Annotated in this window: 17 protein-coding genes; 7 read left to right on the top strand and 10 right to left on the bottom strand. The window is 61.3% G+C overall.

Annotation, left to right across the window (positions count from 1 at the left end):
* Positions 1 to 205 precede the first annotated feature (205 nt).
* Both B0G75_RS01720 and B0G75_RS01715 read left to right on the top strand, forming a co-directional pair.
* Complete coding sequence (locus tag B0G75_RS01720) at positions 206 to 1093, top strand: IclR family transcriptional regulator (protein ID WP_106300054.1); 888 nt, start codon at positions 206 to 208, stop codon at positions 1091 to 1093.
* The gene (locus tag B0G75_RS01715) at positions 1090 to 1977 is read left to right on the top strand and encodes an IclR family transcriptional regulator (protein ID WP_106300052.1); all 888 of its coding nucleotides are present in this window, start codon (positions 1090 to 1092) and stop codon (positions 1975 to 1977) included. The genes B0G75_RS01720 and B0G75_RS01715 overlap by 4 nt, the downstream gene beginning before the upstream one ends.
* A gap of 12 nt (positions 1978 to 1989) precedes the next feature.
* Here B0G75_RS01715 and B0G75_RS01710 read toward each other — a convergent pair whose 3' ends face one another.
* The 3 genes from B0G75_RS01710 to B0G75_RS01700 form a co-directional block, all read right to left on the bottom strand.
* The gene (locus B0G75_RS01710; RefSeq protein WP_106300050.1) at positions 1990 to 2853 is read right to left on the bottom strand and encodes a MurR/RpiR family transcriptional regulator; all 864 of its coding nucleotides are present in this window, start codon (positions 2851 to 2853) and stop codon (positions 1990 to 1992) included.
* Positions 2854 to 3026: 173 nt separating this feature from the next.
* Positions 3027 to 4109: an ABC transporter ATP-binding protein gene (locus B0G75_RS01705; protein ID WP_106300048.1), complete on the bottom strand. Its 1083-nt coding sequence runs from the start codon at positions 4107 to 4109 to the stop codon at positions 3027 to 3029.
* 66 nt (positions 4110 to 4175) lie between these two features.
* The gene (locus tag B0G75_RS01700; RefSeq protein ID WP_106300046.1) at positions 4176 to 4949 is read right to left on the bottom strand and encodes an SDR family oxidoreductase; all 774 of its coding nucleotides are present in this window, start codon (positions 4947 to 4949) and stop codon (positions 4176 to 4178) included.
* Positions 4950 to 5333: 384 nt separating this feature from the next.
* Here B0G75_RS01700 and B0G75_RS01695 point away from each other — a divergent pair, with 384 nt between their 5' ends.
* The 3 genes from B0G75_RS01695 (at position 5334) to B0G75_RS01685 (ending at position 8448) form a co-directional block, all read left to right on the top strand.
* Positions 5334 to 6566, top strand: coding sequence for an ABC transporter substrate-binding protein (locus tag B0G75_RS01695; protein WP_106300044.1), 1233 nt, complete (start codon positions 5334 to 5336; stop codon positions 6564 to 6566).
* 143 nt (positions 6567 to 6709) lie between these two features.
* Positions 6710 to 7600 carry a carbohydrate ABC transporter permease gene (locus tag B0G75_RS01690; RefSeq protein WP_106300043.1) on the top strand — a complete coding sequence of 297 codons (891 nt, stop codon included), beginning with the start codon at positions 6710 to 6712 and terminating at the stop codon, positions 7598 to 7600.
* Positions 7597 to 8448 carry a carbohydrate ABC transporter permease gene (locus B0G75_RS01685; protein ID WP_106300041.1) on the top strand — a complete coding sequence of 284 codons (852 nt, stop codon included), beginning with the start codon at positions 7597 to 7599 and terminating at the stop codon, positions 8446 to 8448. The genes B0G75_RS01690 and B0G75_RS01685 overlap by 4 nt, the downstream gene beginning before the upstream one ends.
* 62 nt (positions 8449 to 8510) lie before the next feature.
* Here the strand turns inward: B0G75_RS01685 and B0G75_RS01680 are convergent, their stop codons facing one another.
* Positions 8511 to 8804, bottom strand: a complete 294-nt coding sequence (locus tag B0G75_RS01680) for a DUF1330 domain-containing protein (RefSeq protein ID WP_012428986.1) — start codon at positions 8802 to 8804, stop codon at positions 8511 to 8513.
* Positions 8805 to 9035: 231 nt separating this feature from the next.
* On the opposite strand from B0G75_RS01680, the gene B0G75_RS01675 reads away from it, so the two are divergent.
* A complete protein-coding gene (locus B0G75_RS01675; protein WP_106300039.1) occupies positions 9036 to 9701 on the top strand; it encodes a DsbA family oxidoreductase in 666 nt (221 codons plus the stop codon).
* Between the two features lie 119 nt (positions 9702 to 9820).
* On the opposite strand, the gene B0G75_RS01670 is transcribed toward B0G75_RS01675, so the two are convergent.
* Complete coding sequence (locus B0G75_RS01670) at positions 9821 to 10981, bottom strand: porin (protein ID WP_106300037.1); 1161 nt, start codon at positions 10979 to 10981, stop codon at positions 9821 to 9823.
* Positions 10982 to 11603: 622 nt separating this feature from the next.
* Here B0G75_RS01670 and B0G75_RS01665 point away from each other — a divergent pair.
* The gene (locus B0G75_RS01665; RefSeq protein ID WP_106300035.1) at positions 11604 to 12050 is read left to right on the top strand and encodes a Fur family transcriptional regulator; all 447 of its coding nucleotides are present in this window, start codon (positions 11604 to 11606) and stop codon (positions 12048 to 12050) included.
* A 145-nt stretch (positions 12051 to 12195) separates the two neighbouring features.
* Here B0G75_RS01665 and B0G75_RS01660 read toward each other — a convergent pair whose 3' ends face one another.
* The 5 genes from B0G75_RS01660 to B0G75_RS01635 all read right to left on the bottom strand — a co-directional run bounded on the left by B0G75_RS01660 (position 12196) and on the right by B0G75_RS01635 (position 16547).
* Complete coding sequence (locus B0G75_RS01660; RefSeq protein WP_106300033.1) at positions 12196 to 12780, bottom strand: nucleoside 2-deoxyribosyltransferase; 585 nt, start codon at positions 12778 to 12780, stop codon at positions 12196 to 12198.
* A 199-nt stretch (positions 12781 to 12979) separates the two neighbouring features.
* Positions 12980 to 13420 (bottom strand): hypothetical protein, encoded by a 441-nt coding sequence (locus tag B0G75_RS01655; RefSeq protein WP_106300031.1) that lies wholly within the window; start codon positions 13418 to 13420, stop codon positions 12980 to 12982.
* Positions 13421 to 13689: 269 nt separating this feature from the next.
* The gene (locus B0G75_RS01650; RefSeq protein ID WP_106300029.1) at positions 13690 to 15381 is read right to left on the bottom strand and encodes a metallophosphoesterase family protein; all 1692 of its coding nucleotides are present in this window, start codon (positions 15379 to 15381) and stop codon (positions 13690 to 13692) included.
* 385 nt (positions 15382 to 15766) lie between these two features.
* Positions 15767 to 15991: a hypothetical protein gene (locus B0G75_RS01640; protein WP_106300025.1), complete on the bottom strand. Its 225-nt coding sequence runs from the start codon at positions 15989 to 15991 to the stop codon at positions 15767 to 15769.
* 136 nt (positions 15992 to 16127) lie between these two features.
* A complete protein-coding gene (locus B0G75_RS01635; protein WP_106300023.1) occupies positions 16128 to 16547 on the bottom strand; it encodes a hypothetical protein in 420 nt (139 codons plus the stop codon).
* Positions 16548 to 16559: the final 12 nt, after the last annotated feature.

Here is a 16559-nt window from a genome sequence, read left to right as displayed (position 1 = left end):
ACAGCCGGCTGCGCGAATGCCGCGCGGGCTGACGGTATTGGAGGATTGTCTCGCCCCGTTTCTTGACTCTATAACTGCGCCGGTGTGTCGGGGTGAATGCATCTTAGGACGGCGTCAGTTTATTTGTCAATAGCGAAATGCATCGCTATACGCAAATCATGAGAAGCCTAATATGGGGCTAGGAAGGCACAGGCCTTCGGTTAACATGAACCCTTTTTCACGGACGAGCGCGGGTGTGAGCAAAGCAGCGAAATCGGCCACGGGCAAAGGCGCGGGCGGCAGCGAGACGGCGGACGGCGGCAAGACGCAGCGCGGCATTCAGAGCGTCGAAGTAGGCGGGCGCGTGTTGCTGGCGCTGGCGCAAGCGCGCACGCCGCTCGCCTTGTCCGACCTCGCCAGCGCGGCGCAGATCGCGCCGGGGCAAGCGCACGCATATCTGGTGAGCTTGAGCCGCCTGGGTTTGATCAAACGCGACGAGTTGTCGGGCCGTTACGAACCCGGCCCGCTGTCGTTGCGGCTCGGTTTGATGCATCTCGAAAACCAGCCGGCGTTTCGCGCCGCCGTGCCGCGCGTGGCCGCGTTGGCCGAAGCGATCGGCTTCAGCGTCGCGATCTGTACTGCCGGGCCGCAAGGGCCGACCATCGTTCGCTATGAGCATGCGGGCTTTCCGTTGCACGTCAATTTGCATGTGGGCACGGTGATGTCGTTGCCGGCAACGTCCACGGGACGGGTGTTTTGCGCTTATTCGCGGCGCGAGGCGCTTGACGCAATGTGGGCGAATCAATCGGGCGCGATTGGCGACGCCATGACACCGCCAGGCCAAAGCGCCGCCTTCGAAACCGCGCTGGACGCGATCCGCGCGCACGGCTTGGCGTGCAGCGTGGATGTGCCGAGTCCAGGCATCAGCAGTCTGAGCGCACCTGTGCTGGATGCCGACGGCCGCTTGTCGCTCGCGCTGACGGTGATCGGCTCGACCGGCGCAATCGATGTCGCCGCCGACGGTCCGATCGCGCGCGCACTGCTTGCGACGGCGCGCGACATCGGCGCTGAGCTGGCTGTCGCCCCTTCCTTGCTGGCTTCTTCCGCATCGTGACCGATTCTCTCGACACTTCTCACGCTCATTCCGCCGCCGATGCGAAACCGCAGCGCGGCATCCAGTCGCTCGATAGCACGGGCGAATTGCTGGCTGCGCTGGTCGCGGCGGCGCGGCCGTTGAACCTGCGCGATCTTGCGGCCGCCGCGGGCATGCCGCCGGCGAAGGCGTTTCCGCATCTGGTGAGTCTGCTGAAAATCGGCTTGCTCAATCGCGATGCATCGGGCTGTTTCGAAGCCGGGCCGCTCGCGCTGGAGTTGGGTTTGATCGGTTTGCAGCGCTTGTCGCCGACGCGTGAAGCGGAGCCCGAAGTGGTCGAATTGGCGGCGTCGACGGGCATGAGCGTCGCCATGGCGGTGCTCGGTCCGCTTGGGCCGACGGTCGTGCGTCTGGAGGAGTCGGCGCGGCCGCTGCATGTGAGCCTGCGGGTCGGCACGGTGATGTCGCTGGCGAATACGGCGATCGGCCGAGTGTTCGCCGCCTATGTCGCGGACGATGTGCGCGCGGGTTTGCTGGTGCAGGATCATCTGCGGTTGGCGGGGCCGGATGCGGCGGACGTTTTTGCAGGAAAGCCGGTGCCGGCGGGCAAAGGTAAAGCGGCGAGCGACACGGACGCAGCGTCGGCATTGCCGCCACTGACGCAAGCCTACGCGCAGCGTCTTGCGCAAATCCGCGCGGATGGGATCGATACGGCGCTCAGCCGGCCTGTTCCGGGCATTGATACGCTCGCCGCGCCGGTGCTGGATCATACGGGTAGCATCTGCCTAGTTCTGGCGTTGATGGGGCCGAGCGGCAGCTTCGACAGTGAATTGGCGGGTGGGCCGGCGCAGACTTTGCGCGCCGCGACGTCGAAGTTGTCGCGGCGTTTTGGGTGGATGGCATAGCTCCGCCGCCTCTCAATCCCCTGCCGCCTCCGGCTCATGCGAAGCCAGCCTCGCCTTCGCATGCCGCATCTTCTCGAGCGTCTTCGGCCCGGCCTTGAGCGCGACGCCGATCGCCAGCGCGTCCATGATGCAAAGATGCACGAGCCGCGATACGCCCGGCGTGTTCGGATCGATCGGGCTCGGCACGCGCAGCAGCAGCGGAATATCCACCAGCCACGCCAACCGCGAGCCGACATTGGTCAGCGCAATCGTGGTCGCGCCACGCTCCTTGGCAATCTGAATGCTCTCGTTGACTTCAACACTGCGGCCCGAATGCGAAATCGCGAAAGCGACATCGCCCGGTTCCATCAGGCCTGCGTAAAGACGCTGCAAATGCCCATCCGTAAACGCCGTGGATGCAATATCGAGCCGCAGAAACCGCAGCGCCGCGTCTTGCGCGACCAGCCCCGAGCCCGAACCGACGCCGAAGAAGAACACCCGCCTCGCGCTCGACAACGCCGCGATCGCACTCTCGACCACCGCCGGATCCAGCGCGCCACACGCATGCGTAATGCCGTCGACCGCGGCCTCGCCCACCTTGTCCATGAGCGTCTGCACGTCGTCGTCACGTGCCACCGCTGTGGATGCATAGGGCAACCCGCCCGCCACGCTCTGCGCCAATTGCATCTTGAAGTCGCGCAGACCATGCGCGCCGATAGCGCGGCAAAAGCGCGTGACGGAAGGCTCGGACACCTCGGCGCGCTGCGCGAGTTCGGTGATGCTCGCGCGCATCGCGAAGTCGACGTCGCTCAGCACCATCTCGGCGACCTTGCGCTCGGCGGGCCGCAAATTGGCGAGTGCGCTGCGGATGTGGGGAATCAAGTTCGGTGCGGACACCCGGTGTTCCTTCAAAGCGCCCCCAGACCTGTCGCTTCGCGCCAGGCCCCCGACGGGGTGAGAAAACCTGGGGCGGCCCGGCGCATTCTCATGCGTTAAATAAATCCGCGTCGCGTCGCAGCTTCAGTGAGCCTAAGGCAAGCTCGTATCGACCTCAAACGGCAACACGCGGGTCAGACCAGCCTGCGTCCACTCTCCGTATCGAACAGATGAATATGCTCGGCTGGCAAACGCAGCGTGACACGCTGGCCGGGCTCGATTTTCGAGCGCTGACGAGTCGTCACGCACCACGTGCTGCCGCCTATTTTCCCGTACAAGTGAGTCTCCGCGCCAGTCGGCTCGACCACTTCGACTTCCATCGTCGCGTCGGGCGTCGGAGTCATGGTTTCGATGTGTTCCGGCCGCACGCCGAGCGTGACCTTCGCGCCGACCACCGCCGACGCGGGCGCACCTTCCAGCACAATCTCGCCGCCATCCGTGAGATTCAACGCGAGGCCCTGACCTTGCGCGCGGCTCGCGATCACGCCTTCGGCAAAGTTCATCGACGGCGAGCCGAGAAAGCTCGCCACGAACAGGTTCGCCGGATGGTCGTACAGTTCTAGCGGCCGGCCGATCTGCTCGATACGCCCCGCGTTCATGACGACGATGCGGTCCGCCATCGTCATGGCTTCGATCTGATCGTGCGTGACGTAGATCACCGTATTCTTCAGCCGCTGATGCAGCGCCTTGATTTCGGTGCGCATCTGCACGCGCAGTTTGGCGTCGAGATTGGACAGCGGCTCGTCGAACAGGAACAGCGACGGCTCGCGCACCACCGCGCGGCCCATCGCCACGCGTTGCCGTTGGCCGCCCGACAGCGCGCGCGGCAAACGGTCCAGATAGCCGCCGAGGTTCAGCATCTTCGCCGCGGCTTCGATCCGCGGCTTGAAACTCGCGGACGACTCCTTGCGAATCCGCGGCCCGAACGCAATGTTTTCGTAGACGGACAGATGCGGATACAGCGCGTAGCTCTGGAACACCATCGAGATATTGCGCTGCTGCGGCGCGAGGCTGTTCGCGCGCGTGCCGCCGATCATCAGATCGCCGCCGCTGATTTCCTCGAGCCCCGCCACCATGCGCATCAACGTGCTCTTGCCGCAGCCCGACGGGCCGACCAGCACGACGAACTCGCCGTCGTCGATGTCGAGATCGATGCCGTGCACCACTTGCGTGTCGCCATAGCGTTTGAAGATGCCGCTCAGTTGCACTGCTGCCATGCTGTCCTCATCGTCTTGCCTGGTTGACTCGATCTCGTGCTGCTTTTGCGCGTTGCCTCAGTCGCTTCAGAGCGACTCGAGTGTCAGTTCTTCCGCCATCAAACGGTTGCCGGCCATCAGGCCGCCGTCGACCGGCAGCGCGACGCCGGTAATCACGCGCGCCATCGGCGAGGCCAGAAACAGCACCGCGTCGGCGATGTCGTCAGGCGTCGCGAAATCGCGCAACGGGTACCACTTTTTCAAATCCTCGAAGACCTGCGGGTTCTTGTCGACGCGCGCCTGCCACGCCTGCGTCTTCACGGTGCCCGGGCACACGATGTTCGCGCGAATGCCGTAGCGGCCGAGTTCGAGCGCGAGCGCCTTCGTATAACTGATGAGTCCGGCTTTCGCCGCGCTATACGCCGGATGACCGAGCGCGGCCATACCGTTCACCGAACCGATCAGCACCAGCGCGCCCCGCTGCCGCTCGATCATCGACGCGCGCACCGCTTCCACCGTGTGATACGTGCCGTTCAGATTCAGATGAATGTCGCGCTGCCAGCTCGCGACGTCGGTCGTGGCGAGCGTGAGACCTTCGGCCGCGCCCGCGTTGGCGACCAGCACATCGACGGGACCGCGCAGCCGGACCGCGGCGGCCACCGCTTGCTGCACTGCCGCGGCGTCGCCGAGATCGATGGCGATCGGCGTGACGTGGGCCTCGCCGAGATGCGCGCTCAAAGCCTTCAGCGCGGCGGCGTCGATGTCGAGCGCCAGCACCGTATCGCCCTGCTCCACGAAGCGCTTGCACAACACGCTGCCGATGCCGCCGCAAGCGCCCGTTACCAACACCACACGATTCATTGTCCGCCTCGCTGTTCAACCAAGCCGCCAGTTTGGATTAGCGTGTAAATTTCCTACAAACCCGCAATCGTCGCAGTTGCCTAGTCATCCCGAAGATTGGGTATCCGTGACATCACATTTCAAAGAATATCCCTGCTTTACAGCATCTTATGCACAAAATTGCTTAGGAAAAAATATGGCAGACCCTACGTGACAAGCTATTTTTCGTCATGTAGGATTTTTACAAACAAAGCAACCCAAAGCGGCCGGCGACGGCAGCAAACCACCCCCCATTGCTGGATGGGACCGGAGCAAGCACTAAAGCGCTAACTCCGTTCGACCGCCTTGCGTGGGACCGGAGTAAGCACTAAAGCGCTAACTCCGTTCGACACAGGAGAGAGAGAAATGTCGTTGCATGCCCGTGCTTCCCTCGCGCTAGGCAAAGTTGCCGTGGCGCTCGCGTTTGCAGGTATTGCCGTCGCGGCTCACGCCGACACGGTCCGCGTGACCGTCGCGCACTACAGCGACGCGACCGCGCCGTACTTCGAAAAAATGGCCCGCAACTTCGAGAAGGCCAATCCCGGCACGACGATCAAGATCGAAGACGTGAACTGGGACACGCTGCAACAGAAACTGCAAACGGACATTTCCGGCAACGCCAACGCCGACCTCGCGATCGTCGGCACGCGCTGGCTGCTCGACTTCGTGAAGGACGACGTCGCCGAGCCGCTCGACGGCTACATGGACGCGAACTTCAAGAGCCGCTTCATCGGCCCGTTCCTCGCGCCGGGTGAAATCAACGGCAAGGTGTACGGTCTGCCGATCGCCGCGTCCGCTCGTGGGCTGTACTACAACAAAGACCTGCTCGCCAAGGTCGGCTATCCCGACGGTCCGAAGACCTGGAACGACGTGATCGAAGCGTCGAAGAAACTGAAGGCGCAGGGCATTGCCGGTTTCGGTCTGCAAGGCAAGGAAATCGAAACCGACGTCTACTATTACTACGCCCTGTGGACCAACGGCGGCGACGTGGTCGGCAAGGACGGCAAGACGGCCTTCAATTCGCCGGCCGGCATCAAGGCAGCCACGCTGTACAAGACGATGATCGACCAGGGGCTGACACAACCCGGCGTGACCGGTTATAGCCGTGAAGACGTGCAGAATCTGTTCAAGCAAGGCCGCGTCGCGATGATGATCTCCGCACCGTTCCTTGCCAAGCAGATCAAGAAGGAAGCGCCGAACCTGAAGTACGGCATCGATCCGATTCCGATGGGCACGACGCACGCTACATACGCCGTCACCGACTCGATCGTGATGTTCAAGAACTCGAAGGTGAAGAAGTCGGCGTGGAAGTTCCTCGACTATCTGTTCACGAAGGAACCGCGCGTGGAGTTCACCACGACGGAAGGCTTCCTGCCGACCACCAAGGCTGAGGCGACCGATCCGGCATTCAACGACCCGGACACCAAGGCCTTCGTCGCGCTGCTGCCGACCGCCCACTTCGCGCCGACCGTGACCGGCTGGGAAGACACCGCGAAGGCCGTGACCGACGCAATGCAGTCGATTTATTTGGGCAAGGCGAAACCGGCCGACGCATTGAACGCGGCAGCCACCCAGGCTAACAAGTCGCTCGGCAAGTAATCGCGCGGTCTCGTAGCGATCTGCTAAACCCGCAACGCGCGCCGCCCCTGCAAAGGCGGTGCGCGTTTCGGTCGTAATGCACTATCCGGCCCATCCCGTCGCGCCCGTCCATCAATGCGGACGCGTCTTACGATCGAGCACGCATGAGCCGCTCCGCTTCTTCGCGCCTGCAAGCGCCCTGGTTGCTGATTGCGCCGAGTCTGGTACTGGCGCTTTTCATCATCAGCTATCCGATTTTCAACATCGTGTGGCAATCGCTGCACGAGGTCTCGCGCTTCGGCGCGATTCGCGATTTCACCGGTCTGCAGAATTTCTACGCGATCTTCAGCGATCCCGCGTTTCTTGCCGCCGCCAGGCGGACCCTTGTCTGGACTGTTTGCGTGGTGGGCGGCACGGTGCTGATCTCGGTGCCCGTTGCGCTGGTGCTGAACCAGGATTTCTACGGGCGCGGTGTAGCGCGCACGATCGTGATGCTGCCGTGGTCCGTCTCGCTGACCATGACCGCCGTGGTCTGGCGCTGGGCCTTCAACGACGACTACGGCATGGTCAATGTCACGTTGCAGAGGCTCGGCCTGATCAGCGGTCCGATTCATTGGCTGGCCACGCCGGAGCTCGCGTTTCCCGTCGAAATCGCAGTCGGCATTCTGGTGTCGGTTCCATTTACGGTGACGATTCTGCTAGGCGGTTTGTCCTCGGTGCCCGGCGATATTTACGAAGCCGCACGCATGGACGGCGCAACCGCCTGGCAGCAGTTTCGCAAACTCACCATGCCGCTGTTACGGCCGTTCATCAACATGACGATTCTGTTGAACGTGATCTACGTGTTCAACTCGTTTCCGATCATCTGGGTGATGACGCAGGGCGGCCCCGACAACAGCACGCACATTCTCGTCACGTATCTTTATGAGCTCGGCTTCCGGCTCGGGCGTCCCGGCGAAGCCGCGGCGGTGTCGTTGATCATGCTCGTCATGCTGTTCATTTTCTCGATCGCCTATCTGCGCCTGCAGCCCGCGAAAGAAGGGGATCCGTCATGAGTCTCAGCGTCAAGATGAAGCGCTCGCTATGGTGCTGGCTCGCGTTGTCGCCACTGGTCGTCGTGGTGCTGTTTCCGTTTGCCGTCATGCTGTTCACCGCGTTGAAGCCGGCTTCCGAGATTTTTGTGTATCCGGCGCGCTGGTTGCCGGTGCATTGGCAGTGGAGCAATTTCTCCGATATGTGGGTGGCGGCGAATTTCGGCGTGGCGCTGCGCAATAGCACGGTGATCAGTTTGCTGTCGACCGCGCTTGCGCTGGCTGTCAGCTTGCCGGCGGCGTATGCGTTGGCCAGATTCCCGTTTCGCGGACGCGGGCTCTACCGTCAGTTTCTGCTCGTCACGCAGATGTTGTCGCCGATTCTGCTCGTGGTCGGCCTGTTCCGGCTGGCAGCGATGATTCCTTATGGCGACGGCAACCTGGTCGATTCCAGGATCGGCGTGATCGTCTCTTACGCGGCCTTCAATATCGCGTTTGCCGTGTGGATGCTGTCCTCGTACTTTCAGACGGTGCCGCGGGATCTGGAAGAGTCGGCGTGGCTCGAAGGATGCGGACGGACCAAGGCGGTTATCAAAGTGTTCCTGCCGCTCGCGGTGCCTGCGATCGTCGTCACCGCGATCTTCACGTTCATCAACGCGTGGAACGAGTTTGCCGTGGTCTATACCTTGATCCGCTCACCCGAGAACAAGACCCTGACCGTGCAGGTGACCGACATGGTCGCCGGTAAATACGTGGTCCAATGGCATCTGGTGATGGCCGCCACGCTCTGCGCGACGTTGCCGGTTTCCGTGGTGTTCGCGTGGTTGCAGAGGTATCTGGTAAAGGGGCTCGCGCTAGGGGCCGTGAAATAGATGCCGGGGCAAGCGCGAAACTGCATGAGCAAGTCGCGCTCGCCGTATCTTTCGCTTTCGTGTTACTCCGTGCCGCGCACAATCCGCAGATCGCGCTCGACGCCATCGCCCAATGCCGCCAGCGCCTTCTTGTAGAGTTCGCTGTCGTAAGCCGCGATGGCTGCTTCGTAGGTCGGAAACTCGATCACGACCGTCCGCTCCTTCAAGCCTTGCTCACGAGCCTCTTCCGCTGCGCCACGCACGATGAACTTGCCGCCGGCAGCCGTCACTGCGGGTACCGCAAGCTGCGCATACGCGGCCAGTTTGGTTGCGTCCTTCGTCGCGCGATATGACGTCACCCAATATCCCTTGCTCATTTGAAGCTCCTTTCAACGTTGGAAAAGCAGTCGTTATCGTGCACGACGGCGAAGAGGGATTATGACGCCTGCCGGCATCCCTGTTGCCCGCGTGGTCAATGGCTCCAACTGCGGCAGGTGAATTGTAAGACGCCGGCTCGCGTTCCGTCACGAGGGCAAGTCCTGCAAATACCGGCAATACGGGTTACGCTGTCTGCGGATTTCGTTTTGACACAGGACCGGAACACAGCAATGACCCAAGCGCTCACAATCGATTTTGTCTCCGATATCGCATGCCCCTGGTGCGCGATCGGCCTCTCCTCGCTCCAACGCGCGCTCTCGCGTCTTGGCGATGCCGTCGACGCGCAAATCGTCGTACATCCGTTCGAATTGAATCCCGACATGGGACCGGACGGCGAGACCATTGTCGACTATCTCGGCAAGAAATATGGCCGTACGCCGGACCAGATCGCCGAAACGCAGGCCGCGATCCGCGAACGCGGTGCGAGCGTCGGTTTTACTTTTGGCCCGCGCACCCGCGTGTACAACACCTTCGACGCGCACCGTCTGTTGCATTGGGCCGGCATCGAGGGCAAGCAGTTGCCGCTCAAGCTGGCGCTACTGCAGGCATATCACTCCGACGGCAAAGATCCGAGCGATCACGAAGTGCTGGTCGAAGCCGCGCAGTCCGTTGGGCTGGATGCCGCGAAGGCGCGTGACGTACTGCAAAACCGAACCTATGCCGCTGAAGTTCGCGCGGAGGAACGGAATAACGAGGCAATGGGTATTCAGTCGGTGCCGGCCATTATCTTCAACCGTCGCTACCTGGTGAGTGGCGGACAGCCTGTCGAAACTTTCGAGCAGGCCATCCAGCAGATTCTGGCCGAAGCGGAAAACGAGGGTTCACAGGACACGTAACGCAGAGCGTCGTGCTCATCGTTCCGGTCGACTCAAGGCTTTGAGCAACAGGCTTGCATGACAACGCATGCCCTGCAAAAACAGGGCATGCATGTTCACATTACTCGACGCGAGCCTGCTTAGAAGGCGTGACGCATGCCCACGGTGACTGCCACTTGCGTGTTGGTCGCGGACGGCGACAACGTGTTGATCATGGCATGCGAGAGGACGGAGTCCGCAGGCGCACCGTGCACGTTCTGATAAACGCCTTCGAGATAGAAGTCCGTGCGTTTGCTGATCGAGTAGTCGGTTTGCAGCATGGCCGTGTTCCATCCCGGCGACGAGCCGTTATACGCGCCATGTGTGTACGTGTACGCGCCGGAAACGCTCAACGCCGGCGTAAGCGCGTACTTTGCGTTCACCTCGTAGTTGTCGAGACGCAGCGAACCGCCCAGCGATCCAGCGGACGTATCGCCCGAACCGAGGTAGCTGCCCGTGCCGAACGAGAACACGCCCGACGCGTTGTCGATCTGAGCGTGGCTCCAGACCAGCCCGACCGTGGCCGGCCCGAACGTGTAGTTACCACCCAGCGACCAGATACGCTGGCGTTGCGCGAGGAAGTTCGCGCTTGCATCGCTCGAAGTCACCGCGCCGCTGCCATTGCCCGCGTTGTTCAGTTGCAGATAGCCGGCGGCGAGATTCACCGGACCTTGCGCATACGAAACACCGAAACCGTACGACCGGTTATTCCCGAAGTCGCCTGCCTTGTTGCTGAACGAGTACATCGTTTCGAACGTAACGCCGCGGTAAGTCGGGCTCGCGTACTTGACCGAGTTGTTGATCACGACGGAATTCGCAGCAAGATTGTCGTTTTCGAACGGATGCGCGGCCATGCTGCCGCCCCACGTGTTGAACTCCGCGGTGAGCGGTCCGACGAGGTCGTTCATCACGTCGAACTGGCGGCCGAACGTCAAGGTTCCGTACGGATCGCTTTGCAGGCCGACCCATGCCTGAGAACCGAAACCGTCGCCGGAGAATGCCTGCGCTCCGTTGTTCAGCAGGAAACCTTGCTCGAGTTTGAAGACCGCGTGCAAGCCGCCACCCAGATCCTCTGAGCCCTTGAGACCGAAGACCGTGTTCTGGGTCGAGCTGCTCACTACCTGCCAGTTGCTATGCCCAAACTGATTGTTCGTGTAAACCAGTCCCGTATCGATGAGGCCGTAGAGCGTCACGCTACTTTGCGCATGCGCCGACATCGTGAATGCGCCTAAGAGCGCGGCCGCGAGTAAAGACTTTTTCATACTTGTTGGCTCCGTGATCAAGCGGTAATTGAGGGTATCAATTGCTCTTTCCACCAGCGCCGTGAACACGCATGCAATACATTTACAACCGTTGTTGCGCAAACTGCGAGAAGCATAAGTAGTTATTGGATATTTATTGCGCGACACGTCAATTCAATGGCTATGCCAAGGCGTGCGCTTATCTATCGCATGGTTTTCAAGTCGGCTCAGTCGGCGCGTGCTAGCCAGCGCGGCGGAAACGAGCCCCCCGATCATAGGGCGATGAAAATAAATGCGGTGTCAAAAAAATAAGCGGCGTGGCGTCAAAAGAACAATGAGGGGCCGAAGCTTAACGTGTTGCGGCGGGTGCCGGAAGTCAGTGTGGCGTGATATTAACGACAAAAAATCGCGCGAAAGGAATACGTAATTTAACTGGAAGAACTCGTTTTAGTTCATCGATCCGTAGTCGTCCAATGCTCTCAGAAACTGCCGCTTAAGGTTCTCTTAAGGGACCGGCTTACATAGTTCGGCCACACGCGGTTCGTCTTGTCGAACAGCACGACGTGATTCCCCGACGACTTCTTCCCGGCGGCGACCTGGTATCCAGCGGATCGGCCGCCGCTTCTCCATTGCCACGACATCCATGAACATTCATAGAATTCTGGAGCGAGCCCGCCTGCGGCCCACGTTCCCACGAGTCCTGGTGCTGGAGTTTTTTCAGGAGCACGCTCGCGACCACTTCACAGCCGAACAGGTCTATAAGCTTCTCAATGAAGACATGCGCAACATGAGTCTCGCCACGGTGTATCGTGTGCTCGGTCAACTTGTGGATGCGGATCTATTGTCTGGGGTAGCCTTTGGCGATGGTCGCATGGTCTACGAGCTGAATGACGGAACCCGGCACGATCATCTCGTTTGCACGGTCTGCGGTCGAATCTATGAGTTCTTCGATGCGGAAATCGAGGCGCGACAGCAGTCTGTCGCAAACAGCCTCGACTTCACGGTGACGGGACGTCAGTTGGTTCTGTTCGGCATGTGCGCCGGCTGTAGAAAGAGCGGTGCGCAGGCAAACGCCATAGTGAGGAGATAGAGACTCGCGACGCCGCTCATTAGCTCATACTTGCGCCGCGGGAGCTTCTGCCGCTGCAGCCGCAGCGGCAGCGAACGCTCGGAAGTTCGCCGGCTTGGCAAAGGCGAGCTACTGTTTGTAGCGCCTGACTTCCAGAGACCGTGGCTTATGGTTTTTTGAAAGCGCTGTACAGCGTCTTAGCGAGCGCGCTCAGCTCACCACCGCTCTCGCGAAGCGACGCGATCTCCGCACCGCTCTCCAGCGTCCGTTCCACTCTGCCACTCCGATCGCGCTTGATCGCGTCCAGAACAGCCTGCGGCAGCGCGGACAGTTGGTCGACCACGTCGAAATCGCCTAAGCCCGTGAGCATGGGATTGTCGGACCCGCTGAGCATAGACCGCGCGTCCGCCTTGAAGAGCACGAGCGGTTTGCCCGCGTGCCACGCCAACGACGCCTCGACAACCGTGCCTTCATCTGCAACGCGGCCGTTGAGATTGGCGACGACCACATCGCAACGCCTGAGCAACTGATACGTATCCAGACTGAAGATTGCGCGGTCGAGCATGTCCGCGGCTTCTTCAACCGACGCGCCGAGCTTCTCGAGTTCCGGCTTCAGCTTCGCGAACTCCAGACCGTCGCGATGCGGAAGAAATGTCGTCAAACCCGCAGCCTCCAGCGTGGCTGCAATCGAATCCATTTCGCTTCGTTCGGCTGCGTTGAAGAGCGGACCCGCGCAATACACTCGTGGCATCTTTTTTCGTCTCCTGAGGGCGGGAAATCGTGAAGTACCCTCGCAACGCGTGCCGGCATGCGACTGCGCTGCGATGACCGTTTACGATAACCGTCGAGGAAGCAAAGTCAATGCAGAGAGTCGGCCGCTAATTGCCCGGCACACGCGACGCGCAGACAAGCACCTGCGCTACGCACTACGCCGCCCTCTCGCGCTCCGCTCAGTCGTAATGCCGATGCTTGTGATGACGCTTACCCGATCGGCCACCGCGGGAATAGTCGTCGTCGTAGGAGTTCGAACGCGAGATGTTGCCGCCGAGCGCCGAACCCGCGCCGCCGCCCAAGGCTGCGCCGACGAGACCACCGCCGCGACCGCCCATCGCATTGCCGGCCGCCGTGCCCGCACCGCCGCCCAGCGCGCCGCCAATGATGGCACCCGTGCGTTCCCTGCGGTTCGACGTGACCGCGCCGCCGGCACCGCCACCCACTGCGCCGCCGAGCACGGCGCCCGTGCTGCCGCCTACCGCGCCGCCCAGCGCAGCGCCGGCCACGCCGCCGAGCGCGCCGCCCAGCGCGTTGTTCATATCGCCGGCCATTGCCGACAACGACGCCGAAGCCGTGAGCGCTGCAACGGCAACAATCTTCAGGATTCTCATCGACATAAAAGCTCTTTCACTGTTGTTGACGGCGCCGAGTATAACCGCGCTTCTGAAAGGCCTTTGTAACCGCGTCGCGCTACATCGGTAAGACGTGTAACAAAATTATCGGAAGGTCGAGAGCGGAGGCTTTTATCGCTTCAAGCCAAACACGAATAGAAGATCATCCGTGGCTTCTTGAATATCCATCGGATAGCTAATTATATTGATTATCGCGCCGACCATACTGGCGAGCTGCCCGCAGACCGGCAGCCCGCCAACCGCTCATTCGAACCTTATCCGCGCCGCTTCTTTTTCAACTCTACGGTCTCGAACAATTCGTAGTTTTGCGTCGGCACTTTATCCGCCCCGGGCGCGTGATAGTAGTTCATCGTGATCGTGGTCTCGCCGCCCGGATGCCCCGGATCATGATCGAACACCGCGATCCCATAACCGGTACCGGTATCGCGTTGCGCCGACCAGATCGCGTCTTCCACGGCGTCCGCGCTCGCGCGCACGAAAGTCCCGGCCGTCGCGCCGGCCACCGGGCGGTTGGGACGCGTGAAAATACGCGCCTGCGGCAGCCCGGTGCCGGCATCCACGCCATAGACGTCCAGTGGTGCGCTCGTGCCGCCGCCGCCGAGAATCAGGTGAATCGTGCCGTGGCTCGTATCGAACGTCGATGCGCCCGACGACACCGCCGACATCACCGGTTTCGGCTGCAACGTATCCACCGGCCGGCCCGTCGCGATGTCGGTGCCCTTGTCGTGGTTGCAGCCGCGCACGGGGTAACTGCGCTCGTAGTCATGATCGTGACCGCACAGCACCAGGTCCACGCCGTAGCGATCGAACAGCGGCAACCAGGCCTCGCGGATGCCCTTATCGGACCCGTTGCCGGTCTTCGACGAACTCAGCGCGTCCTGATGCATCTGCACGATGATCCAGTCGACCTCGTCGTCTGAGGCGGCATGGTGCAATGTCTTCTCGAGCCAGCGCGTCTGCTCGCCGGCGCTATAGCCGCGCACATAGAGCGACGTGCCGGGTTGAATGGGCGGATTGCCGGTGCTCGCAACCGGCACCAGTGGATCCGGGCCGGCAACGAATGCGGCCGCGTCCTGATAGACGACGTCGTCGGCATCGAGCGAAATGAACAGCACGGAGCTTACGCGGAAGCTGTACCAGCGGCCCTGAAAGCGCGTGTGATTGTCCGGCAGCGTATAGCGTGCGAGATACGAAGCGAGGCCTTGTTCGCCATTGTGAAACTCGAGTTCGTGGTTGCCCGGACACGGCATCCACGGCCGGTTCGACGCGGACGTCTGGCAGTTGTTGCCGAAGTCGCGCCACACGTCCGGCTGGTGCGCCGGATTCAGATTGGCGTAACACAGGTCGCCGTTGAGCAAGTGAAACAGCGGCTGAAAACGCTCGACCGCCTGCACCGCGAAGCGGCTTTGCGGCGACGACAAAATCCAGCCGGTATTCGGCGTCGCGAGATCGCCATAGCTGGTCCAGCGAAATGGCGCACGTCCGCGCGGCGCAGTACGGAAACTGGCCGTGAAAGGTTGCGCCGCGTTGCTGTCGTTGTCGGCGGTCACTTCGTATTCGTAGCTCGTATCGGGTTTCAGGTCTCGCAGACGCGCGTGATAGGTGAACACGACCTCGCCGTTGAGGCCATCGGTGTAGGTGCTTTGGACGCCATGCGCCGTATGTTTCCCCTCGCGTGCGCCGCTCACGCGCACCTGCGGGTTGACCGCCGGCGCAAGCGACGCCCATGACACTGTGACTTCGCGGGTCGGATCGTTGCCCCAGGTCAGGTGGACCTGCTCCGGCGTGCCGTCGGGTACGCTGTTCGCCGCGCGCGCGCCCGATGAAAGCGTGCCCGCCGCCGTGGCGAGACTGGACGCGCCTGCAAACTTCAGGAACCCACGACGCGAAACGATTGAAGCGCCTTGATCGGTCGGCGAAGCCTTAGCGATTTTTCTGTTCGACATGTCTGGTGTTGTTGTACGAGGGTGGAAGGACGCCGACGCGCAGGCCGGGCACACTGCGTTCTTCGTGAACGGCGAGTGCGCTGAAGACCGGCGCGCAACGGAGACGACCAGCCATCGTAGTCGCCAGGCTATGACACTCAGATGAAACCGCGTGAGGCGCGAAGCGCTCGCCCCGATTCGAAGCGCAAGGGCGCGGCGACGACACGCGATGATTCGATGACGAACGAGGAGCGAATTTCGCGTTGAATGCCGCTGCGCACCGAGCCAACGCCGGGTAACGACACATGCAGAATGAACGGACAATTGACGGCACTCGGAACAGAGCGCCGGATTTGCCGGTGCATGGATTCCATCGTGGCTCATGCGACCGGCGGCAAAGCATCACTCACGTCTGCGGATTCGTGTCGTCCGTGGACTGGGCGTTATCGGCGACGTCCTGCTTGTCGTCGTCTTTCTTTTCGATCATTGATTCCAGCTTGCCGGCGCCTTCAAAACCGGCGATAGCGGCGATGCCTTTCGTTAGCAAACCCGCTTCCGGATCCACTTTTTCTGCTGCTTCAACCGCGGCGATCGCCCCCGCGATTTTTCCTGCTTCGTCCAAGAGTCCCATGTCGCTCTCCTCGAGAAAAAGTGAGCTTGCATCGTCTCACGAACTCGACGCGTTGTCGTCAAATGTAAAACCAAAATGACGATTAGCTGACACCGCTGAAAGGAACGGCGAACTTTACGTTTAGTAAGTGTCGCGCCTATCGCTGGGGCGGCTGCGGGTTATTCGCCGGATTGGTATCGAATCGCGAGACGCGTTGTATTCCGTCTTCACGGATCAACTGCAATAGTTCGTTCTCCACGATATCGGCGATATCTTTACCGTAGACTTCGTCGCCATTCACATAGACCGTGAACGACCGCAAGTACTTCGCTTTCTTCTCCGGGTTCTCGATCGTCTCACGGGTCCACTGATAGAGCGGATAGTTTTCCGTGCCCTCGCGTTCTGCTTCGCTCACATAGTCGGCGAATGCATCGAACTGGCATTTCAACGTGGCGTCGTGCCTGCGCAGAACATCTCGGAGTGCGGCATGCGAAGCACAGGTCGGGTCAGCATGTAATGTGTCGGCCAGTTCCGGCGAGACAGTAATCCGCAACTGAAATTGCAAGGCAGGTTCCATAGTCGCCCCAGT

The sequence above is a fragment of the Paraburkholderia sp. BL18I3N2 genome (assembly GCF_003001875.1).
GTDB classification, from domain to species: domain Bacteria; phylum Pseudomonadota; class Gammaproteobacteria; order Burkholderiales; family Burkholderiaceae; genus Paraburkholderia; species Paraburkholderia phytofirmans.
This window is presented reverse-complemented; position numbering and strand designations above follow the sequence as displayed.

Bases quoted from the DNA above. Each gene is read 5' to 3' on its own strand.
- B0G75_RS01720 (WP_106300054.1), top strand. From the start codon at position 206: ATGAACCCTTTTTCACGGACGAGCGCGGGTGTGAGCAAAGCAGCGAAA.
- B0G75_RS01705 (WP_106300048.1), bottom strand. From the start codon at position 4,109: ATGGCAGCAGTGCAACTGAGCGGCATCTTCAAACGCTATGGCGACACG.
- B0G75_RS01700 (WP_106300046.1), bottom strand. From the start codon at position 4,949: ATGAATCGTGTGGTGTTGGTAACGGGCGCTTGCGGCGGCATCGGCAGC.
- B0G75_RS01695 (WP_106300044.1), top strand. From the start codon at position 5,334: ATGTCGTTGCATGCCCGTGCTTCCCTCGCGCTAGGCAAAGTTGCCGTG.
- B0G75_RS01690 (WP_106300043.1), top strand. From the start codon at position 6,710: ATGAGCCGCTCCGCTTCTTCGCGCCTGCAAGCGCCCTGGTTGCTGATT.
- B0G75_RS01685 (WP_106300041.1), top strand. From the start codon at position 7,597: ATGAGTCTCAGCGTCAAGATGAAGCGCTCGCTATGGTGCTGGCTCGCG.
- B0G75_RS01680 (WP_012428986.1), bottom strand. From the start codon at position 8,804: ATGAGCAAGGGATATTGGGTGACGTCATATCGCGCGACGAAGGACGCA.
- B0G75_RS01675 (WP_106300039.1), top strand. From the start codon at position 9,036: ATGACCCAAGCGCTCACAATCGATTTTGTCTCCGATATCGCATGCCCC.
- B0G75_RS01670 (WP_106300037.1), bottom strand. From the start codon at position 10,981: ATGAAAAAGTCTTTACTCGCGGCCGCGCTCTTAGGCGCATTCACGATG.
- B0G75_RS01665 (WP_106300035.1), top strand. From the start codon at position 11,604: ATGAACATTCATAGAATTCTGGAGCGAGCCCGCCTGCGGCCCACGTTC.
- B0G75_RS01660 (WP_106300033.1), bottom strand. From the start codon at position 12,780: ATGCCACGAGTGTATTGCGCGGGTCCGCTCTTCAACGCAGCCGAACGA.
- B0G75_RS01655 (WP_106300031.1), bottom strand. From the start codon at position 13,420: ATGTCGATGAGAATCCTGAAGATTGTTGCCGTTGCAGCGCTCACGGCT.
- B0G75_RS01650 (WP_106300029.1), bottom strand. From the start codon at position 15,381: ATGTCGAACAGAAAAATCGCTAAGGCTTCGCCGACCGATCAAGGCGCT.
- B0G75_RS01640 (WP_106300025.1), bottom strand. From the start codon at position 15,991: ATGGGACTCTTGGACGAAGCAGGAAAAATCGCGGGGGCGATCGCCGCG.
- B0G75_RS01635 (WP_106300023.1), bottom strand. From the start codon at position 16,547: ATGGAACCTGCCTTGCAATTTCAGTTGCGGATTACTGTCTCGCCGGAA.